This window comes from Streptomyces sp. NPDC001100 (assembly GCF_053598575.1).
In genome coordinates, this window is sequence record NZ_JBSFKO010000030.1 from 81,446 (window position 1) to 106,668 (window position 25,223).

The following is a 25,223-nucleotide window of genomic DNA, read 5'->3' on the forward strand; positions in this document are numbered from 1 at the left end:
GCCGGCCTGTGCTTTTGAGCTGGCCTGTGGTGTCAAGGGGCGCGGGGAACTGCGCGACCAGCCACGACGCAGCCGCACCCGACCCACAACGCCAGCCCCCACCCCCTTAGTCGCCGTCCTCCTCCAACACCCGCTGAGCCACGGCGAACGCCGAATTCGCCGCAGGCACCCCGCAATACACCGCACTCTGCAACAGCACCGCGCCGATCTCCTCCGCGGTCAGCCCATTACGCCGAGCCGCCCGCACATGCATCGCCAGTTCGTCGTAATGCCCGTGCGCAACCAACGCGGTCAGCGTGACCATGCTCCGCTCGCGCCGCGACAACGTCGTGTCGGTCCAGATCTCCCCCCACGCGTACCGCGAGATGAAGTCCTGGAAGCGCGCGGTGAACGGTGTCTGCCGAGCCTGCGCCCGGTCCACGTGCTCGTCGCCGAGCACCTCACGCCGTACCGCCATCCCGCGCCCCGCACCCCCGTCCAGGTGCGCGCGCAGCGCCGTGAGGACGGCCTCCGGGCACTGCGCGGGCGCCAGATGCGAGGCCCCCGGGATCTCGACCAGGGCCGCGCCCGGCACCGCGTCGGCGATTTCGCGCAGATGCGCCGGCGGCGTCGCCGGGTCCTCGCGCCCGGCGATCGCCAGCGTGCGCGCGCCGACCCCGGAGAGCCGTGACCGCAGGTCGTACGCGGCCAGCGCGTCACAGCACGCGGCGTACGCGGCCGGGTCGGCGGCCCGCTGGTCGGCCACCAGCTCCGGCACGGTGAACCCGGGCGTGAACCAACGGGAGTTCGCGTTCTCGGCCAGCCAGCCCAGCCCCTCGCTCCGTACGCGCGCGGCCCGTTCCTCCCACGGCTTCGCACCGTTGAAGTGCGCGGAGGAGCAGATGACGGCCAGCGACGACACCCGCTCGGGGTGTTCCACCGCGAGATGCAGACCGACCGCACCGCCCAACGACACGCCCGCGTAGGCGAATTGCCCGATCCCGAGCGAGTCGGTGAGCGCGAGCACCAGGTCTGCGAGGTCGCCGACGGTCGCCCCGGGGCCGATCAGATCCGGTGCCGAACCTCCGTGTCCCGGCAGGTCCCAGCGGATCACCCGGTGGGTGATGGACAGTTCGGGCGCGACCTTGTCCCAGAGCGCGTACGACGTACCCAGCGAGGGGCCGAGCAGCAGCGGGGGAGCGGAAGCGGGCCCCTCGGCACGGAAGTTGAGCAGCTTCTCGGTCAACGTCGCTCCAGCGCACGGTCGGTGAGGGCTCCGGCGGAACCCGTGTAGCGGGCGGGGTCGGTGAGTGCGGAGAGGTCGAGGTCCTTCAACTCGGGCTCCTCGGTCAGCAGTTCGGCCAAGGTGCGGTTCTCCGCGTAGGTCCGCCGGGCGGCCTCCGTGAGCAGCTCCTTCGCCCGGGACCGGCCGAGCAGCGGCGCCAGTTCGGCGGACAGCCGCTCGGAGACGATCAACCCGTGGGTGGCATCGAGGTGTTCACGCATCACGTCGGGATGCACCCGCAGCCCCTCGGCCAGTTCGACGGCGTCGCGGGCCGCACCGCCGACCAGCCGCAGCAACGCGCGCAACGGCTCCCACTCGGCGTGCCAGGCCCCGGCCGGCCGCTCGTCCTCGGCGACCAGAGAGCCGTAGAGGACGGCCGCGAGCTGCGGCGCCTGCCGCGCGGCGGCGGCGATCAGTGTGGACCGTACGGGATTCGCCTTGTGCGGCATGGCCGACGAACCCCCGCCGCTGCCCTCCGAGACCTCGGCGATCTCGGTGCGGCCGAGGACGAGGACATCGGCGGCGAGCTTGCCCAGCGCCCCCGCCGCGAAGGCCAGGCACCCGGCGAGGTCGGCGATCGGGGCTCGCAGTGTGTGCCAGGGCAACGGCGGTGCGGTCAGCCCGAGTTCACGGGCGTATGCGTCCGGAAGAGCGAGCGGGTCCTCGGCGCCGTATGCGACGAAGGCCGCCAACGTGCCCGCCGCACCCCCGAGTTGGACGGGCAGCGCACTCCGTACGACCCGCACCCGGTCCCGTGCGTCGAGCACCAGCGACCGCCATCCGGCGGCCTTCAGCCCGAAGGTCGTCGGTACGGCGTGCTGAGTCAGGGTCCGGCCCGGCAGCGCGGTGTCGCGGTGGGCGGCGGCCAGCCCCGCCAGCGCGACCTCCGTACGCGTGAGGTCGGCCAGCACCAGGTCCAGGGTGCGGGCGGCGACCAGCATCGTCGCCGTGTCCATGATGTCCTGGCTGGTCGCGCCCCGGTGGACGTAGGGGCCGTACTCCGCGCCGACCGCCTTCGTCAGGTCGGCGACCAGCGGGATCACCGGGTTGCCGCCGCCGCGTGCGCGCTCCGCGAGGGACCGTACGTCGAAGTGGTCCACGTCGGTCGCGGCCGTCACCGCCGTCGCGGCCTCGGCGGGGGCGAGCCCCAGAGTGGCCTGGGCGCGGGTGAGCGCGGCCTCCGCGTCGAGCAGGGCCCGTAGGTACGCGGTGTCGCTCGTCGCGGACGCGGCGGGGGAGCCGGCCCACCCGGGGGCGAGCAGGCCGGTGTCCGACGGGTCGGCAAAAGTCACTGGAACTCCAGGAAGACCGTTTCGCCTTCGCCCTGAAGGCGGATGTCGAAACGGTAGGTGCCCCGGCCGTCGTCCCGGGCGATCAGCGTGTCGCGCCGCGCCGGGTCCAGCCCGGACAGCAGCGGGTCTCCGGCGAGCGCGGCCTCGTCGCCCGGGAGGTAGATCCGGGTGAAGAGGTGCACCAGCAGCCCGCGCGCGAAGACGCACGCGCTGAGGTACGGGGCGCTGAGCCCGCGGGCGCCCGGTCGCAGTGTCCGTGCGTACCAGTGGCCGTTGGCGTCGGTCTGGATGCGGCCCCAGCCGGTGAACTCCACGCCGTTGCGGCCGAGATAGCCGCCGCTCGCCGGGTCGCGCCGGATGGAACCGTCGGTCGTGGAGACGTTGCCGTCGGGGTCGGGACCCCACAGCTCCACGAAGGCGTCGGGCAGCGGATTGCCCTCGCCGTCGTAGACGTACCCCTGGACGGTGATCGTGTCCGGGTGGCCGACCGGTGCGATGTCGCCGCCGCCGGGGAACGGGAGCGCGTAGCCGTAGAAGGGGCCGACCGTGTGCGACGGGGTCGGCAGCACGGACTCCGGGCGGCTCGTGTCGATCTTCGTCATGGCGGGTCAGCGTCCTTCTTCGATCCAGGTGGCGTGCGGGCCGTCGAGCACGATGTCCCAGTGGTAGCCCATCGAGAACTCGGGCACGGACAGGCTGTGGTCGTAGGTCGCGACGAGGCGCTGCCGGGCCGCGTCGTCCGTCACCGACTGGATGATCGGGTCGTAGGGGAACAGCGGATCGCTCGGGAAGTACATCTGCGTCACGAGCCGTTGGGTGAACGCCGTGCCGAACATCGAGAAGTGGATGTGCGCCGGACGCCAGGCGTTGAGGTGGTTGCGCCAGGGGTAGGGGCCCGGCTGGATCGTCGTGAAGTGGTATCCGCCCTCGTCGTCGGTCAACGTGCGGCCGACGCCGGTGAAGTTGGGGTCCAGCGGGGCGTCGTGCTGCTCGCGCTGGTGCGCGTAGCGGCCGGCCGAGTTGGCCTGCCAGATCTCGACCAGCTGGCCGCGGATCGGCCGTCCGGACCGGTCCAACAGCCGCCCGGAGACGGTGATCCGTTCACCGATCGGCTCCCCGTCGTGCTGCCGGGTCAGGTCGTTGTCGATCTCGGTGATGTCCCGTTCGCCGAAGGCGGGGGAGGCGAGTTCCACCAGCTCCGGGTCCTTCGAGACGTCGATGGTGACCGGCGGCTGTTTCGGGTGGCGGAGCAGCGAGGAGCGGTAGGGGGCGTAGTCGCGGCGCGGGTGGTGCTCGACCGGGGCGCCGTCCGTGAGCCGCTTCTCGTACGTCGCGTGCTCGGCCGCTATTTCGAGGTCTATGTCGTGCTGGGTGAGAGCCATGGGGGTTCCTACCGTTCGAGGACGAGGGCGAGGCCCTGGCCCACGCCGATGCAGAGGGTGGCGACACCGACTCCCGAGCCCTTGCGGGCGAGTTGGTGGGCGACGGTGCCGGCGAGGCGGGCACCGGAGGCGCCGAGGGGGTGGCCCAACGCGATGGCACCACCCTGGGGGTTGAGGATCGCGGGGTCGAACTCGGGCCATTCGGCGACACATCCGAGGACCTGGGCGGCGAAGGCCTCGTTGAGTTCGAGGACTGACAGGTCGTCAAATCCCTTGCCCGCCTTGGCGAGTGCGCGGTTGACGGCCTCGACGGGGGCGAGTCCGAAGTAGTCCGGGTCGAGCGCGTGCACACCGGTCGCCGAGACCCGGGCCAGGGGCTGACGGCCGGTGGCCCTGAGGCCCTCCTCGTCGGTCAGCAGCAGGGCGGCGGCACCGTCGTTGAGCGGCGAGGCGTTGCCCGCCGTGACCGTGCCTCCCCCGGCCTTCGGCCGGGGGGACCCCCATCTCGCTTCGCTCCCCGTCCGGAACGAGGGCTTGAGCCTGGCCATCGCCGTCAGGGAGGCGTCCGGCCGTACGCATTCGTCGGCGGCGAAGGCGACCGGGTCGCCCTTGCGCTGCGGAATCGGGACGGCGGCGATCTCGCCGTCGAAGAGGCCCGCGGCCTGCGCGTCGGCCGCCTTCCGGTGGCTGCCGAGCGCGAACTCGTCCTGCTGCTCGCGGCTGATCTTGTGCTTGTCGGCGATCAGTTCCGCGCTCTCGCCGAGCGGGATGGTCCACTGCGGGTTCATGGCCGGGTTGACCATGCGCCAGCCGAGCGTGGTCGAGTACAGCTCGGTGTGCCCGGCCGGGAAGGGGCGGTCCGACTTGGGCAGGACGTACGGTGCGCGGGTCATCGACTCCACCCCGCCCGCCACGGCGATCGAGGCGTCCCCGACCGCGATGGCGCGGGCCGCCTGGATCACCGCCTCCAGGCCGGAGGCGCACAGCCGGTTGACGGTCACGCCCGGCACGGACGTGGGCAGGCCGGCGAGGAGGCCGGCCATGCGGGCCACGTCGCGGTTCTCCTCCCCGGCGCCGTTGGCGTTGCCGAAGTACACGTCCTCGATGCGGGCCGGGTCCAAGTCCGGGGTGCGGGCGAGGAGTTCGCGGAGGGCGTGGGCCGCCAGGTCGTCGGGGCGGACCGAGGCGAGGCCTCCGCCGTATTTGCCGAACGGGGTGCGGACGGCGTCGACGATGTAGACGGTGTTCACAACAGGCCCTCCGTGACGGTCAGTTCGGCGTCGGTCCTGGCGACGATCTCCTCGACGGTCACACCGGGCGCGGTCTCGGTGAGCACCAGCCCCTCGGGTGTCACGTCGAGCACGCCGAGATCGGTGATGACCCGGTTCACGCACGCCTTGCCGGTGAGCGGCAGGGCGCACTCCTTGAGGATCTTCGGGGAGCCGTCCTTGGCGACATGGGTCATGACGACGATGACCGTGCGGGCGCCGTGGACGAGGTCCATCGCCCCGCCGATCCCGGTGATCAGCTTGCCGGGGATCGCCCAGTTCGCGAGGTCGCCCCCGGCCGAGACCTGCATCGCGCCCAGCACCGCGACGTCTATGTGACCGCCCCGGATCATCCCGAAGGAGAGCGAGGAGTCGAAGAAAGAGGCGCCCGGCAGGACCGTCACGGTCTCCTTGCCCGCGTTGATCAGATCCGGGTCGACCTCGTCCTCGGTCGGATACGGGCCGGTGCCGAGGATGCCGTTCTCGGATTCGAGGATCACCTCGACGCCGGGCGGGAGGTAGTTGGGGATCAGGGTCGGCAGTCCGATGCCGAGATTGACGTACTGCCCGTCTGCGAGTTCGCTTGCCGCGCGGGCCGCCATCTGTTCGCGGGTCCAGGCCATCAGCTGCTCACCGTCACTGTCCGCTGCTCGATCCGCTTGTCGGCGGCCTGTTCGGGGGTGAGGGCCACCACCCGCTGCACGAAGATCCCCGGCAGATGCACCGCGTCCGGGTCGATCTGGCCGGGCTCCACCAGCTCCTCGACCTCGGCGATCGTCACCCGGCCCGCCATGGCCGCGAGGGGGTTGAAGTTGCGGGTCGACTTGTTGAAGACCAGGTTCCCGTGCCGGTCGCCCTTGGCGGCCCGCACCAGGGCGAAGTCGGTGCGGATGCCGCGCTCCAGCACGTACTCGGTGCCGTCGAAGTCCCGCACCTCCTTCGGCGGCGAGGCGAGCGAGACGCCGCCGGAGCCGTCGTAGCGCCAGGGCAGTCCGCCCTCGGCGACCTGGGTGCCGACCCCCGCAGGGGTGTAGAAGGCGGGGATGCCGGCCCCGCCCGCGCGCAGCCGCTCCGCGAGGGTGCCCTGGGGGATCAGCTCGACCTCCAGTTCCCCGGCCAGGTACTGGCGGGCGAACTCCTTGTTGGCGCCGATGTAGGAGCCGGTCACCCGGGCGATCCGGCCGGCGGCCAGCAGCACGGCGAGGCCGGACTCCAGTGCCCCGCAGTTGTTGGACACCACGCCCAGCGAGCCGACTCCGCGCTCGTACAGCGCCTGGATCAGCACGTTCGGTACACCGCTCAGCCCGAAGCCGCCGACGGCCAGTGTCGCTCCGTCCGGCACATCGGCCACTGCCTCCAGGGCTGTGGCGACCACCTTGTCCATCCGTGAAGCTCCGTCCCGTCCGAGCGCCCGGTCAGCGGTCCACGCGGTTTCCGTAGCGTGTGCGGTTCCGCAGTTCATCAGGGCACTGAGCATTTCGGTGAAGTTTCCTTCACGCTGTCACTGCGGGGCCCTCGCGTCAAGACCTGGGAGAAGTCACAGGTCGGCTCGGTGTGCAGGCCTGGACTCGGCCCCAGGGTTCCCGGGTATCGTTCAGTGCACGGACGAATATGACTTCGGGAGGGCACATGGGCGCGGTGGACCTCACCATTCACCCCGGGCACCTCGCCCGGCGGCTCCAGCAGGCGCACTATCTGCTGTGGAACGCGATGGTCTCGGAGGAGATCACCTCGCCGCAGTTCGCCGTGCTCAACGCGCTCGTCGAGGAACCGGGGCTCGACCAGCGCACGGCGGGCGAGCGGGTGGGCCTGGACCGGTCCACCGTCGCCGAGGTGATCAGCCGGCTGAGCAACCGCGGTCTCCTCGACAAGGTACGTGACGCGCGCGACGGCCGCCGTTTCGTGCTCTGCCTGACCGACGACGGCCGCCGCGTCCACCGCAAGCTCGCCGTCCGCACCGCTCGGATGAACCAGGTCTTCCTGGCCCCCCTCTCCGCCGAGGAACAGGGCGTCTTCCTCGACCTCATCCAACGGGTCTCGGACGCGGCCGAGGGACTCCGCAACCCCACGGAGCCCCTCGCCGCCCACCGCTGACCCCCGGGCCGCCGCCGTCAGGCCTTCGCGAACACCACCCAGACCTGGCCCTTCGCGAAGTTCACGGGCGTGCCGTCGGAGGTGGTGAACTCCGTTCCGCCCGTCGCCTCCGGCCGCTTCCAGTCGACGCTGTAGGTACGGCCGTCCCGCAGCACGTCCGCCTTCCCGGAGCCGACGGTCGAGGTGTACGGCGTGTTGTTGCCGAGGACGTCGTGGTAGGCGGACCTGCGGATCTGCACGTACTGGATCACGACCGTCGCCGGGGCCAGCCGCTTGCCGGCGGTCGTCACGGTGGGTGTGCCGTCCTCGGTGACCAGCCAGCGGTGCCGCGACCCGGACCAGGTGAAGGTGAAGCGCGCCGCCGGATAGCGCACCGTGCGGGAGGCCGTGGCCCTGCCGCCCGCGGGGGCCGCGCCGTAGTGGAAACCGGTGGTCAGGGCCGCCGCTCCCGGTGCGGACGAGAGCAGCTTGTTCGGGTGCAGATAGAGGTTGTGCGGGGCGGACTTGGTGACCCCCCGGTAGTAGGCGCTCGCCACCTCGTCGGGCGACGCGGACCGCAGCGGGGCCTTGGCGATCAGCGGCAGCAGCTTGTGCTGGGCGCCGGAGAAGGCGAGCGTCGGGTCGTCGAACTGGCGCAGCAGCTCCAGATCGGACACGCGGGCACTGCGCACCGGTCCGACGGACTTGGGCAGCTTGGTGGCGAACACCGCCATCAGCCGGCTCAGTCCGCCCTCGACCTGCTCGGCGTAGACGATGTCCGCCGAGTCCAGGCCGGTCTGCGGCCGGGCCGCGGGCACATTGTCGATCTTCACCGCGAGCACCGGGCCGGCGGCGGGGGCGACCGTGCCGCCGGAGCTCGGGCTCTGCGTCGGGGACTGGCTCCGTCCGCGTCCGTCGTCGGCAGTGCCGCCGTGATGCGCCGTGCAGCCCACCGCGAGGGAGGCCGTCATCGTGGCGGCCAGCAGCGCCGCTCGTCTCGCGCCGCGACGCCGGGGCGCCTTCTGTCCCATGCCCACCGTTGCCACCAGTCTGTGTTTTCGATTGTGCGCTTATAAGTTCATTGGTGGCCATACCCGCTCGGTTGTGTTTGTGCGCGTCGAATGGGCCGATCGGCTCACCCGAAGATCCGGAAGGATTCAGTCCGGAGGTCCGAGGATCTCCGCGAGGTCGTAGCGGACCGGCTCCTCCAGCTGTGCGTAGGTGCAGCTCTCGGGCGTGCGGTCCGGGCGCCAGCGGCGGAAACGCGCCGTGTGCCGGAAGCGCGCGCCGTTCTCCATGTGGTCGTACGCCACCTCGGCCACCCGCTCCGGCCGCAGCGGCACCCAGGAGAGGTCCTTCTTGCCCGACCAGCGGCTCGGCGCCCCCGGCAGCCGGGCGCTCTCATGGGCGGCCTCCTCCGCCCAGGCCGCCCACGGATGCCCGGCGGGATCGTCCATGCGCAGCGGCTCCAACTCCTCGATCAGCTCGGCGCGCCGCTTCATGGTGAACGCGGCCGACACTCCCACGTGCTGCAGGGTGCCCTGGCCGTCGTGGAGACCGAGCAGGAGCGAACCCACCACGGGGCCGCTCTTGTGGAGGCGGTACCCGGCGACCACCACGTCCGCCGTCCGCTCGTGCTTGATCTTGAACATGGCGCGCTCGTCCTGGCGGTAGCGCAGATCCAGCGGCTTCGCCACGACACCGTCGAGCCCGGCCCCCTCGTACTGCTCGAACCACCGCCGCGCCACCTCGATGTCGGTGGTCGCGGGCGCGAGGTGCACGGGCGCGGTCACACCCGACAACGCCTGGGCGAGGAGCGCCCTGCGGTCGGCGAGCGGTACGTCCACGAGCGACTCGTCGGCCAGGGCCAGCAGGTCGAAGGCGACGAAGGAGGCCGGGGTCCGCTCGGCCAGCGTCCGCACCCGCGAGTCGGCCGGGTGGATGCGCTCGGTCAGCGCGTCGAAGTCGAGCCGCCCATCCCGCGCGATCACGATCTCGCCGTCCAGCACACAGCGCTCCGGCACCCGCTCCTTCAACGCCTCCACCAGCTCGGGAAAATACCTGGTCAACGGCTTTCCGGTACGGCTTCCCAGCTCGACCTCGGTGCCGTCGCGGAACACGATCGCCCGGAAGCCGTCCCACTTCGCCTCGTAGTGCATGCCCGGCGGAATCCTCGCCACCGACTTGGCGAGCATCGGCTTCACGGGCGGCATCACCGGCAGATCCATGATTCCGATTCTGCGCTCGTACGCCGCTTGTCGCCCGGTGTGCGATGTCCGGACGGCGGGCCTACCGTGGCTCGCATGGGCGAAGCGGTGGAACTGGAGGCGGGCGGCCGGACCGTACGGCTGTCCAGTCCCGACAAGATCTTCTTCCCGGAGCGCGGCTTCACCAAGCTGGACCTCGCCCGCTACTACATCGCGGTCGGCCCCGGAATCCTGCGGGCCCTGCGCAACCGCCCCACCACCCTGGAGCGGTACCCGGACGGGGTCGAGGGCGAGAACTTCTTCCAGAAACGGGCGCCCAAGAACATGCCCGACTGGATTCCGCGCGCCCACATCACCTTCCCCAGCGGACGCAGCGCCGACGAGATGTGCCCCACCGAGGAGGCCGCCGTCCTGTGGGCCGCCCAGTACGGCACGCTCACCTTCCACCCCTGGCCCGTGCGCCGCGACGACGTCGACAGCCCCGACGAACTCCGCATCGACCTCGACCCGCAGCCCGGCACCGACTACGACGACGCGGCCCGCGCCGCCCACGAACTCCGCGCCGTACTCGACGAGTTCGGCGGTCTGAAGGGCTTCCCCAAGACCTCCGGCGGACGCGGCCTGCACGTCTTCGTCCCCATCGAACCCAACTGGACCTTCACCCAGGTCCGCCGCGCGGCCATCGCCGTCGGCCGCGAACTGGAACGCCGGATGCCCGAGCAGGTGACGATCAAGTGGTGGAAGGAGGAGCGCGGCGAGCGCATCTTCGTCGACTACAACCAGACCGCCCGCGACCGCACCATCGCCTCCGCCTACTCCGTACGACCCCGCCCGCACGCCCCCGTCTCGGCGCCGCTGAGCTGGGACGAGGTCGGTACCGCGCACCCCCGCGACTTCGACCTGGCGACCATGCCGGGCCGTTTCGCCGAACTCGGCGACGTGCACGCCGACATGGACGACCACCGCTACTCCCTCGACGCCCTCCTCGAACTGGCCCGCCGCGACGAACACGACCACGGGCTCGGCGATCTGCCGTACCCGCCGGAGTACCCGAAGATGCCGGGGGAGCCCAAGCGGGTGCAGCCGAGCCGCGCGAAGAAGGACCCCGAGGGATCCTGACGGGATGCCCCGCCTGCTGACGCGAGGGGACCTCGACGCCCTCTTCGAACCCGCGGCCTGCCTCGCCGCGCTGCGTGAGGGCTTCCTCGCGGCGGGTGCCGCGACGGCGGTTCCGGTCCAACGGATGCGCGCGGAACGGCCGTTCCCCGCTACGGCCACCGCCTTCATCCCTGGCACCGACGCCTCCGTGGTGACGTGCGCGGGGGCCGGGGCGCGGAGCGTGCTGTGCCTGCGCGCCGGCACGAACGGGGAGTTGCTCGCCCTCCTCGACGCGGCGACGGTGACCGCGTGGCGGACCGGACTGGCGGCGGCACTCGGCACCCACGTCCTCGCGCATCCGGCGGAGGACGCGGTGGTGGGCGTGATCGGCGCCGGGGCGCAGGCCGAGTTGACGGTACGGGGATTGGACGCCCTGCGGCCGTACGGTCAACTCCTCGTCCACGACGTCGACTTCGAGCGGGCGACCGACTTCGCCGTACGGCACGGCGGCAAGGTGCTGGGCTCGGCGACGGAGCTCGCCTCGGCCGCCGACATCGTGCTCCTCGCGACCTGGTCCCGCACCCCGCCGCTGTCCCTCGCCAACACCCGTGCGGGCCAGCACTTCACGAGCCTCGGCGCCGACGGACCGGGCAGGCGGGAACTCGCCGCCGACCTGCTCGACGCGGCGCTCGTCGTCGCGGACGATCGCCGACTGGTCGCGGACACGGGCACGTTGGCGCCGTCCGACATCGACACGACACTCGGTGACGTACTGCGCGGCGACCACCCCGGCCGTACCGATGCCGGCGCCCGCTCGGTGTACGTCCCTGCCGGCCCGCCCTGGCAGGACCTGGCGCTCGCCCGGCTGGCGTACCGGCGGGCGGAGCGGGACGGGGTGGGGCGGTGGGTGCATCTGCCGGAGTGAGCAGGAGGCTGCGCCGGCTTGGGAGCGCTCTCACCGTCCGCTTCGCCCGCGGCTATCCTGATCCGCAGCATCGAGGAGGGGTCCAGAAGTGACCGAGACAGCACCGCGCCCCACGCTGGAGGCCGTGGCCGCGCGGGCGGGGGTGTCGCGGGCCACCGTGTCCCGGGTGGTCAACGGCGGGGACGGGGTGCGGGAATCGCTCGTCGAACGGGTCCGGCAGGCCGTGGAGGAACTCGGCTACGTCCCCAACCAGGCCGCCCGCTCCCTGGTGACCAGGCGGCACGACGCCATCGCCGTGGTGATCGCCGAACCGGAGACCCGCGTCTTCGCCGACCCCTTCTTCGCCATGCAACTGAGGGGCATCAGCAAGGAGTTGACCGCCCACGACTCCCAACTCGTACTGCTCCTCACGGAGGGCCGCGCCGACCACGCCCGCGTCGGCCGCTATCTCGCCGGCGGCCATGTGGACGGGGCGCTCGTCTTCTCCCTCCACCTCGACGACCCACTGCCCGGACTGATCCAACGGGCCGGTGTCCCCACGGTGTTCGGCGGCCGGCCCTCCTGGAGCGAGGGGACCCGCGCCTCCGGGCCCACCGTGTACGTCGACTGCGACAACCGGGGCGGTGCCCGCGAGGCCGTACGGCATCTCGTCGGGCTCGGCCGCACCCGGATCGCGCACATCACCGGCGCCCTCGACCAGACGTCCGCGGTGGACCGGCTCGACGGGTTCCGGGACGTCATGGTCGACGCCGATCCCCGGCTGATCGTCGAGAGCGACTTCACCCCGGGCGGCGGTGAGCGCGCGATGCGGGAACTCCTCGACCGCTGCCCCGACGTGGACGCCGTGTTCGCCGCCAACGACCTCACCGCCTACGGCGCCATGAAGGTGCTGCGCGAGGAGGGGCTGCGGGTGCCCGAGGACGTGGCCGTGATCGGCTTCGACGACATGCTGCCGGTCGCCGAGCAGACCGAGCCGCCGCTCACGACGGTCCGTCAGGACATAGAGGAGATGGGCCGGTTGATGGCGCGCCTGCTGCTGCGCGGCCTCGACCGCCGGGTCACCAGGGAGAGCGTCGGAGGCGCGCCGTCCAGTGTGATCCTTCCGACCACACTGGTCCGCCGCGCCTCCGCGTAGGCCTGCCCCCTGGGGGTGCTCCGTCAGCTCTGCGGCGGCTCGCTCTTGATGATCGCGAAGCGGGCGCCGTGCGGGTCGGTGAGCTGGGCCATGCGGCCGACGCCCTCCATGGTGGCGGCGGGCACGGCGACCTGGCCGCCGGTCTCCACCGCCTTGGCCACGGTGGCGTCCACGTCGGCGACCTCGAAGTAGGCCAGCCAGTACGCCCCCGAGGCCGCCCCGGTCGCGTCGAAGTCGAGGGGGACGACACCGCCGAACATCGCGTCCTCACCGGCACCGGCCGGGTTGAGACAGGTGTAGTCACCGCCCGGCATGGGGGCGGCCGAGGTCTCCAGACCGAGCGAGGCGTGGTAGAACGCGGCAGCCGCGGCGACGTCCGGTGTGTACAGCTCCACCCAGGTCAGCGAACCGGGGTCGCCCGCCACGTCGACCCCCTTGGTCCGGCCCGGCTGCCAGATGCCGAAGGCGGCGCCCGCCGGGTCCCTGAGGACCGCCATGTGCCCCTCGCCCATCACGTCCATCGGCTGGAACAGGACCGCGCCGTGCGCCTGCTCCACCGCCTTGGCCGTGGCCTCCGCGTCCGGGCTCTGGAAGTAGACGGTCCAGGCGGACGAGTCGTGCTCCGGGGGCAGTGGCATGCCGCCGGCGACCGTCCTGCCGTCCAGCTGGAAGAAGCCGTAGCCGCCGGCCTCGGGTCCCGCGGACTGGAACTGCCAGCCGAAGAGACCGCCGTAGAAGGAGACGGCGCCGTCGATGTCGGGCGAGCCGACGTCCAGCCAGTTGGGAGCGCCGTTGACGAAACGGGTGGTGAGCATCTTTGCCCTCCTCATTGAAGGGTCCCGTACTTGAGGGGGCCCGTTCTCTGCACTGCCGAGTCTTGCACCGCCCACTGACAATCGCTGCCGGTGTGGCGTGGTGAGTCGGCTCGACCGATTTGTTCACCCTCGGTGACCACGGAAGTTCTCCGTGTTTTCCTCCGGTTCCGCGCGCCGCCGTGCGCCGGTTCGGGCGCGGCGCCACCATCGGGGTGGCCGGAGGCCTCGGAGCGCGGCGTTGATCCCGCGTTGATCGAACGTTTTTCACCGCACGGCACGCTCCTGGTCATGCACATCGACACGATCACCGCGCCCGACCTGGACTGGCAGCACGAGGCGTTGTGCGCGCAGACCGGGGCGGACTTCTTCTTCCCCGAGCCCGGCAGCTCCGTCCGGGAGGCCAAACGCATCTGCGGCATGTGCCCCATCCGCTCCGTCTGCCTGGAGTACGCCCTCGACAACGACGAACGCTTCGGCGTGTGGGGCGGCCTCTCGGAGAAGGAACGCCTGGAGCTCAGGCGTACCTCGCGCTGACCGGGACCGGGCCGTTTGTCGATGCGGTTCGGACAGGGGCGTGCGGCTAGGATCCGGGGGCGCACCCGGGCGTAGCGCAGAGGCAGGCGCACGTCTTGGCAAGACGGTCACATCGGTTCGAATCCGGTCCCCGGGCTGCGTTCGCGGGCCCTGTAGAGCAGAGGCAGACTCGCCGCCTTCTCAGGGCGGTCACGCCGGTTCGAATCCGGCCGGGGCCCACTTTCGGAGCACGGCCGGGGCGGGAACCGATGACTGACGAGGGCGGGATCACGGAGGCGGAACTCGCGGCCTTCCACCACGCGGTGGGCAGGCTGCGCGAGTTGCCCGTCGACGATCCGGTGCGGCTGCGCGCGGAGCAGGTCGCCGCGTCCTTCGCCCGGGACGGACGGCTGCGGCGCCGCAAGGCGCGTGGTGCCGAGGTGTCCGAGGCCGACGCGGCGGCGATGGCCGCGACGGCGACGGGGGCGGTGGACCGGCGCGAGGATGCTCCGCTGGCTCCGACGGGCGAGCTTGCCCAGGTGGACGCCGGGGGTGTGTACCGCAAGCCGCGCGGTTGCTATGTCTGCAAGTCGCCCTATCGACAGGTGGATTCGTTCTACCACCGGCTGTGTCCCGACTGCGCCGCCGACAACACCGCCCGCCGCGCGCTGAGTACGGATCTGAGCGGGCGCCGGGTGCTGCTCACCGGCGGGCGGGTGAAGATCGGTTTCCAGTTGGCCCTGATGATGCTGCGGGACGGCGCGGAGGTACAGGTCACCTCGCGGTTCCCGCACGACACCGTGCGCCGCTTCCGCGCGGAGCCCGGCAGCGAGAAGTGGCTCGACCGGCTGACCGTGCTCGCCGTGGACCTCCGCGACCCGCGCCAGGTCCTGGGCCTGTGCGAGGAGTTGCGGCAGACCGGCGAACCGCTCGACATCCTCGTCAACAATGCCGCGCAGACCGTACGGCGGCCCCCGCAGTCGTACGCCCTGCTGGCCGCCGGGGAGCGCGACGCACTGCCCGAAGGGGCCCGGCAGGCACCGGGGTTCACACCGATGCGGATGCTCGCGGGCGGGGCCTCGGCGCTGCCCGTCGTCCTGCGCGAGGCCGACGAGGCCGGACTGCTGCCCGACCCGTCCCCGGAGAACTCCTGGTCGGCACGGCTCGGCGCCCTCGACCCGGCCGAGGTCCTGGAGACCCAGCTCGTCAACGCGCTCGCCCCCGCCCTGCTCTGCGACCGGCTGCTTCCGCTGCTGCTCGCGTCACCGCAGCCACGCCGGTACGTCGTCAACGTGACCGCCGTGGAAGGCAGGTTCGCCGTCCGCAACAAGACGGCCGGACACCCGCACACCAACATGGCCAAGGCCGCGCTCAACATGCTCACCCGCACCAGCGCCGCCGAACTCGCCGAACAGGGCGTCCACATGTGCGCCGTCGACACGGGCTGGATCACCGACGAGAACCCCGCGCCCAAGAAGAGCCGCATGGCCGGCGCAGGCTTCCGCACACCGCTGGACATCGTGGACGGCGCGGCCCGTGTCTACGACCCGATCGTGCGCGGTGAGTCGGGGGACCCGGTGTCCGGGGTGTTCCTCAAGGACTATCGGGAGGCGGCGTGGTGAGCGGGGACACGGAGGACACGGGTGAGGTCGGCTTCGCCGGTGTGGTGTACGTCCCGCCGCGTCCGGTCGCCGAACTGGGGCCGCTGCTCGACTGGTTGCGGGCGGGGCGGCCGGCCGGGGAGCGGCTGGACTTCGCCGTGGGGACGGTGCTGCCGGACGGGCGGCTCGATCTGTGCAAACAGGGCCTGGGCGCGGAGGGGGCCGCGCGTGTCGCGGAGGCACTGGCCCAAGGCCCGTCTCCTGTACGGCACCTGCTGCTCGGTACGGACGGGCTCGGTGACGAGGGTGCCGAGGTCGTGGCCGGTGGCAGCGGTGAGGTCGAGACGCTCTACCTGGGCTGCAACGGGATCACGGCCGGGGGCGCCTGCCGGATCGCCGACCGGTTGCGGGCCTCGCCGCAGGTCGTGACCGGTGTGTGGCTGAAGCGCAATCCGCTGGGCAGCGGCGGTGGGCGGGCGGCGGCCGAACTCATCGAGTCCGCACGGTCGTTGCGCACGCTCGACCTCGTCCAGACCGGGCTCGACCCGGCCGGTGTGACCGTCCTCGCCGACGCGCTGCTGGCCGCCGCCGGCAACGGCCGCCGCGTTGAGCGGCTCTTCATCGGCGGCAACCCGCTCGGCGCGGACGGCGCTGTGCCCCTCGCTGCCGTCATCTCCGAGGGCGCGATCGACGAACTCTACGTGTCCGCCGCCCAGTTGGGCGACGCGGGCGCCCTCCGGCTGGCCGACGCCCTGGAACAGGCGCCGTACGGACGGCTCACTCGGCTGTCCGTCGCCAGCAACGGCATCGGTCCGCAGGCCGCGGCACGGCTGGTGACGGCGGCCACCGCGGCCGGAGTCGGTCTGCTCGACCTCGGCCGGGTCCGGGCGGCGGGTGTGCTGGGCGCGGCCGACAACCACGTCGACCTGTACGCCGCCGAGACCATCGCCGGCACCCTCGTGGCCGCCGAACACCGCCTCACCCACCTCGTCCTGTCCCACACCGGGATGCGCAGCCGCGAGGCCCACCGCCTCCTCGACACGGCACCCCGCGCGCTCACCCCCACCCGCTTCGTCCTCGGCCAGGGCGTCGCCGCCAGCATCAAGCGCCGCCTGGAGACCCTCACCGCCACGTCCCGCCACCACCGCTCGCCCCCGATGTGGCCGCCGTACGCAGCGTGCACCGCACGGTGTGGCCCGGGGAGGGCCCAGGGCCTGTCTGACAATTCCCGTCTGCCTCGCGACGCCATGCACGCTCCCCCACTGCCTTGAGGGCGTGGGAGGTGCCCCCACTCGCCGCACCGGGCGCAGACCCAAGTACGTCCGGTGCGAGGGTCCACGCCCGGCGCGCCGAGAGCACGCACCTGAAGCCGTGCGGCCGTCTTCCGGGCGACGACGGGAATTGTCAGACAGGCCCCAGCACGGCGTCAGCGACGCGCCATCCCGGTGAATATGTCGGTCCAGAACCGCTGTTGCTGTGCCGACGCCCCCACCAGATAGGTGGCCCGGAGTTTTGCCGGCAGCAGGGCGACCATGCGGGCCACCACCGCGCGGTGCTTCTTCAGCTGGGACAGCTCCGCGTTGGCGAGGATCTGGTGGACCAGGTCGCTGTCGTCGCCGCCCTCGTCGGTGTGCTCGGCGGCGCGGCGCAGCCGGGCCTCCCAGTGGTCCGCCTCCCGGGCCAGTTCACGGAGGCCGGTGACCGGGCGGCCCTTGAAGCGGTCGATCAGGGCGGTGAGCGGCACGGGCGCGTACTCGCCGTCACCGAGGTAGACCGTCGCCATCTCCAGCGGCAGCCCCTTGCGGTGCAGCTTGATGAGCCGCTCCAGGGTGCGCTTGGTGATCCAGGCGCGGCCGTCGTCGTCGATGTCGTGCTTCCACCACTCCAGCACCGTCTCGGCGTCCGCGCCGTACCGCGCGAGCAGCCACTCGTTGGCCGGGATGTCCTCGGGCTCCACCGTGAGCGAGGCGGTGAACCGCGTCGCCTGGGCGATGTTGTTCCGCGAGACCAGCAGCTTGCGGCCGAGGTGGTACGGCGGGTTCTGGACGGCGATCTGCGCCCGCAGGTTCTCGATGCGCCGGCCGGCGAGGGACCACTCCTGGGTGATCTCCATGAGCTTGGCGAACGCGGCCTTGTCCTTGGGGCGGTTGTACTCGTCCCACACGATCGCCTTCGGGTCCGGCCCGGTGAAGTTCGCGGCCAGCAGGTTGTCCAGGGTGCCGTCCGGCGACGGGATCGGCGCGCACAGGTCCTCGACGTTCGTCACCGGCAGCGAGAAGTACAGCGGCTCGCGGCCCAGGCCCGCGCGGACCGTCTCCCGGACCAGCTCCGTCTTGCCGCAGCCGGGCGGCCCTTGCAGCAGCACCGTCCAGCGGTTGCGCAGCGCGGCCCGCACCACCTGCCGTACCGGGTCGGGGATCGTGCCCGGGTTGGGCACGCCGAGGGCCTGGGCGAGGCGGTCGAGGATCTCCGCGGTGCGGTTCTGCCCGGGTCTGCCGTCGGGGCCCGGCTCGGCCAGCCGCAGCCGCTCGCCGTCGATCAGGGGCAGGCCCCAGCGGAGCGGGAAGCCCTCTTTCGCGTTGGCCAGGATGTGGTCCAGGGTGCGCGGGGACAGCAGCTCGCGCAGCGCGGGGGAGAGCGACGCCCACACCGCGAACACCGGATTCAGGTCCCAGGGGCGGTACTTGGCGGCGAGATGCCGGCGCCAGGACGTGTCGTTCGCCGTGATCCGCATCGTGACCATGCGGTCGAGCAGTGCCAGGTCGCCGCGCCGGGCCGAGGTCTCCGACAGCGACTCGTTGTCCGTGAGGAAGACACCGACGCAGCCCAGCGCCCGCAGATCGTGCTCACCGAGCGTCCAGTTGCAGGCGATCTGCATCAGCTGCGACTGGATCGTGTCGCCCGCCTGCAGCGAGTCGTCGATGAGCAGTACGAACGGCGTGCCCGGCTTCAACTGGCTCATCACCAGCTGCCGCAGCACGAGTTCACCGGTGTGCGGGTCCCGCACCGGCGCGTTGATCAACAGGTCGTCCGGTGTCAGATTGGCCGCCGGGACGTACACCAGCGCGGTGTCCGGGTGGGCGCGGCCGATGTGGGAGAAGAACGTGGCCGTCTTGCCGATGCCGTGCTCGCCGAAGATCTGCCCGGTCTGCCCCAGGTCGATCATCGCGTCGATGAAGGACTCCAGGCGGGACACCTCCCGCCCGCCGCGCCCGGTCGCCGGGGTCGCCAACTGCCCTGTCTCCGTGCTCATTTACCGCGATCCTGTCGTGACGCGATGGCAGTCCATCGCCGGGGTGTGCGTCTCGGGCCACTCGCTGCCGCCCTCGGTGATCAGCCAGATCCACTTGTCCGGCTCGGCGGGCGCGATCGGCGGCGCGTACCCGTCGGTGAGCATCACGACCGCGTCCGGGGTGACGTCGAACCGGCGGCCGTTCACCTCCGTGCGCCCCTCCACGTAGTCCGCGACCACCTGGAAGCTCGTGCCGCCACCGCCGTAGACCCGCTCGCCCGGAGTGAACGGCATGACCACGGCGTCGAAGGACAGCCAGTGCGCCTCGACTCCGTCGATGCGGCCGACGAGTTCGGTGAGCCAGGTGATCACGTGCTGGGGCATCGAGCCCGAGGTGTCGTACGCGATGACCAGGACCTTGTCGCGGACCGGGCCGCGCCGCGAGAGCATCGGGTCCTGGCCGAGGGCCGCGAGCAGGGCGCCGCGCTTCTTCGGGTACACCAGCCGCTCGCCGTCGCGCAGCTTCGAGCCGAGGACGTCGACGAGCCAGCGCTGCCACCAGTGGACCGCACGCGTGCGTGCCGTCTCGCCGCGCAGGACGCCCGCGCCGAGGTTCCCCCAGATCCGGGCGGCCCGCGCGGAACCGTCCTCCGTACGGCCCATCAGGTCGAGCAACTCCCGCTCCGCGCCGGTGTGTCCGCGCCGGGCCGCCAGCAGGGAGTTCAGCAGCGCGGACGACGTCACCGCGTCCACGGTCTCCTGGTCGGCCGGTACCCGGCCGTCCATCAGGTGCACGCACAGGTGCCGCTCCGGGACCGGAGGATGTGCCATGCGCTTGAGCTCGCCGTAGACCTTCATGTCGGTGGCGACGAACTCCTCGTAGGGGACGGGCTCCAGGCCGTGCGTGGTGAGGTCGTCCTGGTACAGGGCGTGGATCCGCCGTGGGTCGATGCCTGTCGGGCGGCCGTCCAGGAGGGGCAGTCCGGAGCGGCCGAGTCGGACCAGGGCGACATGGTTGATGGAGACCTCGGCGGCCAGCTCGAACACCGGGTCCTCGCGCAGCTCGGGGTCGGCGAACAGGTGTCGCTGGACCAGGTGCCGGGCCTCGTGGAAGAGCACGAACTTGACGCCGTCCAGGCCGAGTCGGACGAAGAAGTCCGGGTTGAAGAGCAGCAGGCAGGAGCCGTCGCCGGAGGCGACCACGGCCGCGGTGTCCACCGCCGTGGTCGGGATCTGGTGATGGCATTTCGCGTACAGCCAGGACGCCACCGCGGACTCGGTCAGCCCGAAGTCCAGCAGCGCGGCCTCCTTCAGCCGCCGCGCCTCGGCGACCGTCGCCGGGTCCGCCGGCCGGTGCCGCTCCAGGGCCCTGCGGTCGGCCAGATCGACCACAGGGGTACGCCGACCCCGCTCCCCGTACGCCATCCCACGCCCCCCGCGCCGCAGTTCCCCCGGTGGCTCATTGGTACCAGGCCCCACTGACATCGGGCCAAGGCATTACGCTCTGACCCCAAGGGCGGGGTCGTAGCGCAGAGGCAGGCGCACCGGTCTCCAGAACCGGGGCACGCTGGTTCGAATCCAGCCACCCCGCCCCCCTCCCGACCGGGCTCAGGCGATCGCGCCCGCCGTCACCACCAGCTCCGCCGCGTTCCCGTGGAAGGTGTCGATCAGCTGCGCCAGCACCGCCCAGGCGTCCTCGCGGTCGGCCACGTGCTCGCGCACCAGCGGCCGTAGCGCGTCCCGGGCCTCGCCCACGCGCGTGGGGAACAGCAGTCGACCTGTGGACAGCACGTTCAGCACGTGTGACGCGGGGCCCCAGGAGGTCGCGTATGCGGCGGGGCCGTCCAGCACTCCGGCCTGCTCGACCCGGTGGGTGAACTTGCGGTGCGTGCCGAACTGCGCGCGGAGCGCGGGCGGGCAGTCCGGGCGTATCGCCAGTGCCCAGCGCGCGTAGCCGGGCAGTGGGCGGTCCCGGTCCGCCTCGGTGACCGCCTGCCAGTCGGAGCGCTCCAGGACCATCGACGCGGCCGTCCGCGCGGCGCCCATGGAGGTGCCCTCGCGCAGGGCGCCGACCAGGCCGAAGCGGGTGAAGTCGGCCGGTACGGGCGGTTCTTCCTCGTGCCGCAGGTACTTGGAGAGGGTCAACGGCCCCTTGCGGCCGGGGCCGAACGGCACACCCCGCGCGATGGCGCGCCGCATCGCGTTGTCCGCGCAGACGTGCCGCCAGACCCACGGGTTCAGTTCCGGATCGTCCTCCTCCAGAACCCACAGCAGCACGGACGCCGGGACCGCCGTCCTCGTCCAGGACCAGAACGGAGTGGTGTCGTGGGCCTCGGGAGTCCGCTCTCCCGCAGGCAGCCCGATCCGCCGCCGTACCCGCTCGGCGTCCCCGCCGTCGATCAGGCCCAGCAGGAAGTCGACGGCCGCCCCCGACGTGCTGTTCTCACGCATGGCCGCATGATGCCGCAGCAGGGCGGCGGCCCGCACCGGTAAATGGATCGCCGGGCGGGCCGGGGCCGGCGGGCCGGGGTCGGTCGGGTCAGGCGCTCGCGCGGGCCGCCATGCGGGCCTTGCGGATGGCCAGCTTCTCGTCGAACTTGGACGCCTCGGAGTCGAGACCGCCCATGTAGAGGCCGATCTCCTCCTGGGCGCGCAGTCCCTCGGGGCCGAGACCGTCGATCTCCATGACCTTCAGGAAGCGCAGCACGGGCTGGATGACGTCGTCGTGGTGGATGCGCAGGTTGTAGACCTCGCCGATGGCCATCTGGGCGGCGAACCGCTCGAAGCCGGGCATGCCGTGACCGGGCATCCGGAAGTTGACGAGGACGTCGCGCACGGCCTGCATGGTGAGGTCGGGGGCGAGCTCGAACGCGGCCTTCAGGAGGTTGCGGTAGAAGACCATGTGGAGGTTCTCGTCGGTCGCGATGCGGGCCAGCATGCGGTCGCAGACCGGGTCGCCGGACTGGTGGCCGGTGTTGCGGTGCGAGACGCGCGTGGCGAGCTCCTGGAAGGCGACGTACGCCACGGAGTGCAGCATCGAGTGCCGGTTGTCCGACTCGAAGCCCTCGCTCATGTGCTGCATGCGGAACGCTTCGAGCTTGTCCGGGTCGACCGCGCGGGAGGCGAGCAGGTAGTCCCGCATGACGATGCCGTGCCGGCCCTCCTCCGCCGTCCAGCGGTGCACCCAGGTGCCCCAGGCGCCGTCGCGGCCGAACAGGGAGGCGATCTCGTGGTGGTAGCTGGGGAGGTTGTCCTCGGTGAGGAGGTTCACCACGAGGGCGATGCGGCCGATCTCGGTGACCTTGGACTGCTCCTTGTCCCAGGCCTCGCCGTCCTCGAAGAAGCCGGGGAAGTTGCGGGCGTCGCTCCAGGGCACGTACTCGTGCGGCATCCAGTCCTTGGTGACCTTGAGGTGCCGGTTGAGCTCCGTCTCGACGACTTCTTCCAACGCGTACAGCAGCTTGGCGTCGGTCCAGACTGCGGGGCTGCCGAGGTGCGGGGAAGTGATCGTCACGGGGACTCCAGGGGGACGTGGTGCAAAACTGAACAAACCGGCGAGCGGTGCCGGGGTCCGTGCAACTTACGGAATCGTAGGCTACGAAACCGTAGGTTACGAGACCGTAGGTTAAGGACGCTGTAAAGATCGCTGTTCAGGCCGCGTCGCCGGGGAATCCCGAACGGTGCCAGGACCGCAGGTCCGGACGCCGAACGGGTGGTCCGGTCCCTCGGTCAGGCGTACAGGTCCCGGAGCCTGACCGAGAGGCACGTCACACAGCCTTCGAGTTTCTCGAACTCGCTGATGTCCACCACGATCGGCTCCAGGCCGAGGTCGGCGAGCAGATCGGCCGTGTTGGGCGCGCTCGCCGCCATCAGCAGCTTGTCGCCGCCGAGCTGCACCACGTGCGCACCGGCCTCCTCGGGCACCGACAGGAAGCGGGGGAAGAGCGAGGGCCGGTCCACCTTGGGGATGTGCCCGAGCACCGTCCCGTCGGGCAGCGCGGTGACCGCCGACTTCAGATGCAGCACCTTGCTCACGGGCACGGCGACCACGCGCGCCCCGAGCGGCTCGAACACGGCCCGCAGCTGCTGCACGCCGGCCGCGTTCGTACGGCCGCCCCGGCCGACGTAGATCGTGTCGTCGATCTTGAGGACGTCGCCGCCCTCCAGGGTGCCCGGCTCCCAGACCCAGTTCACCGAGCAGCCGAGCCGGGCCACCGCCTCCTCGACCCCGCCGGTCTCCTCGCGCCGGGTCTCGGCGCCGGGCCGGGTGATCAGCGCCACGTTCTTGTACATGACGACCGTGTCCTCGACGAACACGGAGTCGGGGAAGTCGTCGGCGGGCTCCACCTCGATCGTCTCCCAGCCGTGCGTCCGCAGCGCCTGGACGTACGCCTCCCACTGCTCGACGGCTTGCTCGACGTCGACCTTCTCCCGCTCGATGTGCGTGACCAGCCCTTCGGCCAGGCGCGGGCTGGGGCGGCGGACGAGGGCCTTGTGGCTGGGCACGAGCGGGACTCCGTATCGGCGGGATCGTTTCGGCGCCGGCAACGCGGCACCGGTTGGCCATCATGCGTCACCCGTCCTTGCCGACAAAACCCCTGCCGTGAGGCTGTGGCCCTCCTGAGATGCGCCGCCCCGTCCTACACCAGCTGCTCCACCTCCTCCGGAGTGATCGTCTTCAGCTCCCCGTCCAGCAGCAGCCAGCGGGTGACGCCGATGGACTCCAGGAACGGCAGATCGTGACTGGCCACGATCAGCGCGCCCTCGTAGGACTCCAGCGCGGTGGTGAGCTGCCGCACGCTCGCCATGTCGAGGTTGTTCGTGGGCTCGTCCAGCATCAGCAGCTGCGGGGCGGGCTCCGCGAGCATCAGTGCGGCCAGCGCGGCCCGGAAGCGTTCGCCGCCGGACAGCGTCGCCGCCTTCTGGTCGGCGCGGGCGCCCCGGAACAGGAAGCGGGCCAGCCGCGCCCGGACCCGGTTGTTGGTGGCGGCCGGCGCGAACCGGGCCACGTTCTCGGCCACGGTCAACTCGTCGTCGAGGACGTCGAGCCGCTGCGGCAGGAACCGCAGCGGGACATGCGCCGTCGCCTCGCCCGACACCGGTGCCAGTTCCCCGGCGATCGTGCGCAGCAGCGTCGTCTTGCCCGCGCCGTTGCGCCCGATCAGCGCGATCCGCTCCGGCCCGCGCAGATCGAGCCCCCCGGACACCCGCGCGCCGTAGGCGAGTTCGAGGTCCAGGAGGGTCAGGACCGTACGGCCCGGCGGTACGGCCGTGTACGGCAGGTCGACGCGGATCTCGTCGTCGTCCCGTACGGCCTCCACCGCCTCGTCGAGCCGTTCCTTCGCCTCGGTGAGCCGCTCCTCGTGCAGGATGCGGTGCTTGCCCGCGGACTCCTGCGCCGCCCGCTTGCGCGCCCCCATGACGATCTTCGGCTCGCGCTTCTGGTCGTTCATCTTCTGCCCGTACCGCTTGCGCCGGGCCAACTTGAGGTGTGCGTCGACGAGTTCGCGCTTCTGTTTGCGGAAGTCCGACTCGGCGACGCGCACCATCCGTTCGGCGGCGTCCTGTTCGACGGCGAGGGCCTCCTCGTAGGCGGAGAAGTTCCCGCCGTACCAGGTGACCTCGCCGGAGCGCAGATCGGCGATCTGGTCGACGAGGTCCAGGAGTTCGCGGTCGTGGCTGACCACGACCATCACTCCCGGCCAGGACGCGACGGCCGCGTACAGCCGCCTGCGCGCGTACAGGTCGAGGTTGTTGGTCGGTTCGTCGAGGAGCAGGACGTCCGGCCGGCCCAGCAGCAGCGCGGCCAGCCGCAGCAGGACCGACTCGCCGCCGGACACCTCGCCGATGGTGCGGTCCAAGTCGATGTGCCCCAGGCCGAGTTCGCCGAGTGTGGCGAGGGCCCGTTCCTCCACGTCCCAGTCGTCGCCGAGCGTCTCGAAGTGCTCCTCGGCCGCGTCACCGGCCTCGATGGCGTGCAGGGCGGCCCGGCGCGCGGCGATGCCGAGAGTCTCGTCGACGCGCAGGGCGGTGTCGAGGGTGACGTTCTGCGGGAGGTAGCCGACCTCGCCCGCGACCCGCACCAGGCCGTCGACCGGGGCGAGTTCGCCCGCGATCAGCTTCAACAGGGTTGATTTCCCTGATCCGTTGACTCCGACGAGCCCGGTTCGGCCGGGTCCGAAGGCGACGTCGAGGTCTTCGAGGACGGGGGTGCCGTCCGACCAGGCGAAGGAGAGGGAGGTACAGGTGACGGAAGAACTCATGCGGGCCTCGCGGTTGCTCGATGTGGTCGGGGCAGACGCGTTGCGAGACACCGCGGGGCGGGAGGCTGGTCCCGGAGGGCAGAGAGAAGGCCCTGTTCCGGAGGACGGCTCGGACGCCGAGGTCGAACACGACGGACACACCTCAGGGGTGTGTG

The 25,223-nt window shown here is 71.6% G+C and carries 23 protein-coding genes and 3 tRNA genes; 10 read left to right on the forward strand and 16 right to left on the reverse strand.

Annotated elements, in window-relative coordinates:
- Positions 1-106: 106 nt before the first annotated feature.
- From pcaDC to ACWDEW_RS34450, 7 genes are read right to left on the reverse strand one after another with little or no spacing between them, the layout of a single operon-like run.
- The gene (gene pcaDC / locus ACWDEW_RS34420) at positions 107-1,225 is read right to left on the reverse strand and encodes a bifunctional 3-oxoadipate enol-lactonase/4-carboxymuconolactone decarboxylase PcaDC (protein WP_450518130.1); all 1,119 of its coding nucleotides are present in this window, start codon (positions 1,223-1,225) and stop codon (positions 107-109) included.
- Positions 1,222-2,556, reverse strand: a complete 1,335-nt coding sequence (gene pcaB / locus ACWDEW_RS34425) for a 3-carboxy-cis,cis-muconate cycloisomerase (protein WP_450518132.1) — start codon at positions 2,554-2,556, stop codon at positions 1,222-1,224. The genes pcaDC and pcaB overlap by 4 nt, the downstream gene beginning before the upstream one ends.
- Entirely contained in the window at positions 2,553-3,158 is a 606-nt protein-coding gene (gene pcaG / locus ACWDEW_RS34430) for a protocatechuate 3,4-dioxygenase subunit alpha (RefSeq protein WP_450518134.1), read from the reverse strand. Before pcaG ends, pcaB begins: the two co-directional genes overlap by 4 nt.
- A 6-nt stretch (positions 3,159-3,164) precedes the next feature.
- Positions 3,165-3,938 carry a protocatechuate 3,4-dioxygenase subunit beta gene (gene pcaH, locus ACWDEW_RS34435; protein ID WP_450518136.1) on the reverse strand — a complete coding sequence of 258 codons (774 nt, stop codon included), beginning with the start codon at positions 3,936-3,938 and terminating at the stop codon, positions 3,165-3,167.
- Positions 3,939-3,946: 8 nt separating this feature from the next.
- The gene (locus tag ACWDEW_RS34440; RefSeq protein WP_450518138.1) at positions 3,947-5,188 is read right to left on the reverse strand and encodes a thiolase family protein; all 1,242 of its coding nucleotides are present in this window, start codon (positions 5,186-5,188) and stop codon (positions 3,947-3,949) included.
- The gene (locus ACWDEW_RS34445) at positions 5,185-5,829 is read right to left on the reverse strand and encodes a CoA transferase subunit B (protein WP_450518140.1); all 645 of its coding nucleotides are present in this window, start codon (positions 5,827-5,829) and stop codon (positions 5,185-5,187) included. The genes ACWDEW_RS34440 and ACWDEW_RS34445 overlap by 4 nt, the downstream gene beginning before the upstream one ends.
- Positions 5,829-6,590, reverse strand: a complete 762-nt coding sequence (locus tag ACWDEW_RS34450; RefSeq protein WP_450518142.1) for a CoA transferase subunit A — start codon at positions 6,588-6,590, stop codon at positions 5,829-5,831. The genes ACWDEW_RS34445 and ACWDEW_RS34450 overlap by 1 nt, the downstream gene beginning before the upstream one ends.
- Positions 6,591-6,835: 245 nt before the next feature.
- On the opposite strand from ACWDEW_RS34450, the gene ACWDEW_RS34455 reads away from it, so the two are divergent.
- Positions 6,836-7,300, forward strand: coding sequence for a MarR family winged helix-turn-helix transcriptional regulator (locus ACWDEW_RS34455; RefSeq protein ID WP_450518144.1), 465 nt, complete (start codon positions 6,836-6,838; stop codon positions 7,298-7,300).
- 17 nt (positions 7,301-7,317) lie between these two features.
- Here the strand turns inward: ACWDEW_RS34455 and ACWDEW_RS34460 are convergent, their stop codons facing one another.
- Positions 7,318-8,310 carry a DUF3048 domain-containing protein gene (locus tag ACWDEW_RS34460; protein WP_450518146.1) on the reverse strand — a complete coding sequence of 331 codons (993 nt, stop codon included), beginning with the start codon at positions 8,308-8,310 and terminating at the stop codon, positions 7,318-7,320.
- 126 nt (positions 8,311-8,436) lie between these two features.
- A complete protein-coding gene (locus ACWDEW_RS34465; protein WP_450518148.1) occupies positions 8,437-9,507 on the reverse strand; it encodes an ATP-dependent DNA ligase in 1,071 nt (356 codons plus the stop codon).
- 75 nt (positions 9,508-9,582) lie between these two features.
- Between ACWDEW_RS34465 and ligD the strand changes: the two genes are divergently transcribed.
- From ligD to ACWDEW_RS34480, 3 genes are all read left to right on the forward strand, one after another.
- The gene (gene ligD, locus ACWDEW_RS34470) at positions 9,583-10,605 is read left to right on the forward strand and encodes a non-homologous end-joining DNA ligase (protein WP_450518150.1); all 1,023 of its coding nucleotides are present in this window, start codon (positions 9,583-9,585) and stop codon (positions 10,603-10,605) included.
- Positions 10,606-10,609: 4 nt separating this feature from the next.
- Positions 10,610-11,509 carry an ornithine cyclodeaminase family protein gene (locus tag ACWDEW_RS34475; protein WP_450518152.1) on the forward strand — a complete coding sequence of 300 codons (900 nt, stop codon included), beginning with the start codon at positions 10,610-10,612 and terminating at the stop codon, positions 11,507-11,509.
- Positions 11,510-11,597: 88 nt separating this feature from the next.
- Complete coding sequence (locus ACWDEW_RS34480; protein ID WP_450518153.1) at positions 11,598-12,644, forward strand: LacI family DNA-binding transcriptional regulator; 1,047 nt, start codon at positions 11,598-11,600, stop codon at positions 12,642-12,644.
- 23 nt (positions 12,645-12,667) lie between these two features.
- Here ACWDEW_RS34480 and ACWDEW_RS34485 read toward each other — a convergent pair whose 3' ends face one another.
- Positions 12,668-13,459 (reverse strand): VOC family protein, encoded by a 792-nt coding sequence (locus ACWDEW_RS34485; RefSeq protein WP_450518155.1) that lies wholly within the window; start codon positions 13,457-13,459, stop codon positions 12,668-12,670.
- Between the two features lie 288 nt (positions 13,460-13,747).
- On the opposite strand from ACWDEW_RS34485, the gene ACWDEW_RS34490 reads away from it, so the two are divergent.
- The 5 genes from ACWDEW_RS34490 to ACWDEW_RS34510 all read left to right on the forward strand — a co-directional run bounded on the left by ACWDEW_RS34490 (position 13,748) and on the right by ACWDEW_RS34510 (position 16,844).
- Positions 13,748-13,993: a WhiB family transcriptional regulator gene (locus ACWDEW_RS34490; protein ID WP_450518156.1), complete on the forward strand. Its 246-nt coding sequence runs from the start codon at positions 13,748-13,750 to the stop codon at positions 13,991-13,993.
- Between the two features lie 64 nt (positions 13,994-14,057).
- Positions 14,058-14,129, forward strand: a tRNA-Ala gene (locus tag ACWDEW_RS34495).
- Between the two features lie 10 nt (positions 14,130-14,139).
- Positions 14,140-14,211, forward strand: a tRNA-Glu gene (locus tag ACWDEW_RS34500).
- Positions 14,212-14,241: 30 nt separating this feature from the next.
- A complete protein-coding gene (locus ACWDEW_RS34505) occupies positions 14,242-15,594 on the forward strand; it encodes an SDR family NAD(P)-dependent oxidoreductase (RefSeq protein ID WP_450518157.1) in 1,353 nt (450 codons plus the stop codon).
- Positions 15,591-16,844, forward strand: coding sequence for a ribonuclease inhibitor (locus tag ACWDEW_RS34510; protein WP_450518159.1), 1,254 nt, complete (start codon positions 15,591-15,593; stop codon positions 16,842-16,844). Before ACWDEW_RS34505 ends, ACWDEW_RS34510 begins: the two co-directional genes overlap by 4 nt.
- 155 nt (positions 16,845-16,999) lie before the next feature.
- Here ACWDEW_RS34510 and ACWDEW_RS34515 read toward each other — a convergent pair whose 3' ends face one another.
- Positions 17,000-18,826, reverse strand: coding sequence for an AAA family ATPase (locus ACWDEW_RS34515; RefSeq protein WP_450518161.1), 1,827 nt, complete (start codon positions 18,824-18,826; stop codon positions 17,000-17,002).
- The gene (locus ACWDEW_RS34520; RefSeq protein WP_450518163.1) at positions 18,827-20,230 is read right to left on the reverse strand and encodes a vWA domain-containing protein; all 1,404 of its coding nucleotides are present in this window, start codon (positions 20,228-20,230) and stop codon (positions 18,827-18,829) included.
- Positions 20,231-20,321: 91 nt separating this feature from the next.
- Between ACWDEW_RS34520 and ACWDEW_RS34525 the strand changes: the two genes are divergently transcribed.
- Positions 20,322-20,397, forward strand: a tRNA-Trp gene (locus ACWDEW_RS34525).
- 16 nt (positions 20,398-20,413) lie between these two features.
- Here ACWDEW_RS34525 and ACWDEW_RS34530 read toward each other — a convergent pair.
- The 4 genes from ACWDEW_RS34530 to ACWDEW_RS34545 form a co-directional block, all read right to left on the reverse strand.
- Positions 20,414-21,256, reverse strand: coding sequence for a hypothetical protein (locus tag ACWDEW_RS34530; protein ID WP_450518165.1), 843 nt, complete (start codon positions 21,254-21,256; stop codon positions 20,414-20,416).
- An 88-nt stretch (positions 21,257-21,344) separates the two neighbouring features.
- Positions 21,345-22,319 carry an acyl-ACP desaturase gene (locus ACWDEW_RS34535; protein WP_381253553.1) on the reverse strand — a complete coding sequence of 325 codons (975 nt, stop codon included), beginning with the start codon at positions 22,317-22,319 and terminating at the stop codon, positions 21,345-21,347.
- Between the two features lie 215 nt (positions 22,320-22,534).
- Positions 22,535-23,311 (reverse strand): dimethylargininase, encoded by a 777-nt coding sequence (ddaH, locus tag ACWDEW_RS34540; protein WP_450518167.1) that lies wholly within the window; start codon positions 23,309-23,311, stop codon positions 22,535-22,537.
- Positions 23,312-23,445: 134 nt separating this feature from the next.
- Positions 23,446-25,068, reverse strand: coding sequence for an ABC-F family ATP-binding cassette domain-containing protein (locus ACWDEW_RS34545; protein WP_450518168.1), 1,623 nt, complete (start codon positions 25,066-25,068; stop codon positions 23,446-23,448).
- Positions 25,069-25,223 lie beyond the last annotated feature (155 nt).

Excerpts from the sequence above, each read along its gene's own strand:
- pcaG (WP_450518134.1), bottom strand. The coding sequence starts at position 3,158 with ATGACGAAGATCGACACGAGCCGCCCGGAGTCCGTGCTGCCGACCCCG.
- pcaH (WP_450518136.1), bottom strand. The coding sequence starts at position 3,938 with ATGGCTCTCACCCAGCACGACATAGACCTCGAAATAGCGGCCGAGCAC.
- ACWDEW_RS34445 (WP_450518140.1), bottom strand. The coding sequence starts at position 5,829 with ATGGCCTGGACCCGCGAACAGATGGCGGCCCGCGCGGCAAGCGAACTC.
- ACWDEW_RS34450 (WP_450518142.1), bottom strand. The coding sequence starts at position 6,590 with ATGGACAAGGTGGTCGCCACAGCCCTGGAGGCAGTGGCCGATGTGCCG.
- ACWDEW_RS34455 (WP_450518144.1), top strand. The coding sequence starts at position 6,836 with ATGGGCGCGGTGGACCTCACCATTCACCCCGGGCACCTCGCCCGGCGG.
- ACWDEW_RS34460 (WP_450518146.1), bottom strand. The coding sequence starts at position 8,310 with ATGGGACAGAAGGCGCCCCGGCGTCGCGGCGCGAGACGAGCGGCGCTG.
- ACWDEW_RS34465 (WP_450518148.1), bottom strand. The coding sequence starts at position 9,507 with ATGGATCTGCCGGTGATGCCGCCCGTGAAGCCGATGCTCGCCAAGTCG.
- ligD (WP_450518150.1), top strand. The coding sequence starts at position 9,583 with ATGGGCGAAGCGGTGGAACTGGAGGCGGGCGGCCGGACCGTACGGCTG.
- ACWDEW_RS34475 (WP_450518152.1), top strand. The coding sequence starts at position 10,610 with ATGCCCCGCCTGCTGACGCGAGGGGACCTCGACGCCCTCTTCGAACCC.
- ACWDEW_RS34485 (WP_450518155.1), bottom strand. The coding sequence starts at position 13,459 with ATGCTCACCACCCGTTTCGTCAACGGCGCTCCCAACTGGCTGGACGTC.
- ACWDEW_RS34490 (WP_450518156.1), top strand. The coding sequence starts at position 13,748 with ATGCACATCGACACGATCACCGCGCCCGACCTGGACTGGCAGCACGAG.
- ACWDEW_RS34505 (WP_450518157.1), top strand. The coding sequence starts at position 14,242 with ATGACTGACGAGGGCGGGATCACGGAGGCGGAACTCGCGGCCTTCCAC.
- ACWDEW_RS34515 (WP_450518161.1), bottom strand. The coding sequence starts at position 18,826 with ATGAGCACGGAGACAGGGCAGTTGGCGACCCCGGCGACCGGGCGCGGC.
- ACWDEW_RS34520 (WP_450518163.1), bottom strand. The coding sequence starts at position 20,230 with ATGGCGTACGGGGAGCGGGGTCGGCGTACCCCTGTGGTCGATCTGGCC.
- ACWDEW_RS34530 (WP_450518165.1), bottom strand. The coding sequence starts at position 21,256 with ATGCGTGAGAACAGCACGTCGGGGGCGGCCGTCGACTTCCTGCTGGGC.
- ACWDEW_RS34545 (WP_450518168.1), bottom strand. The coding sequence starts at position 25,068 with ATGAGTTCTTCCGTCACCTGTACCTCCCTCTCCTTCGCCTGGTCGGAC.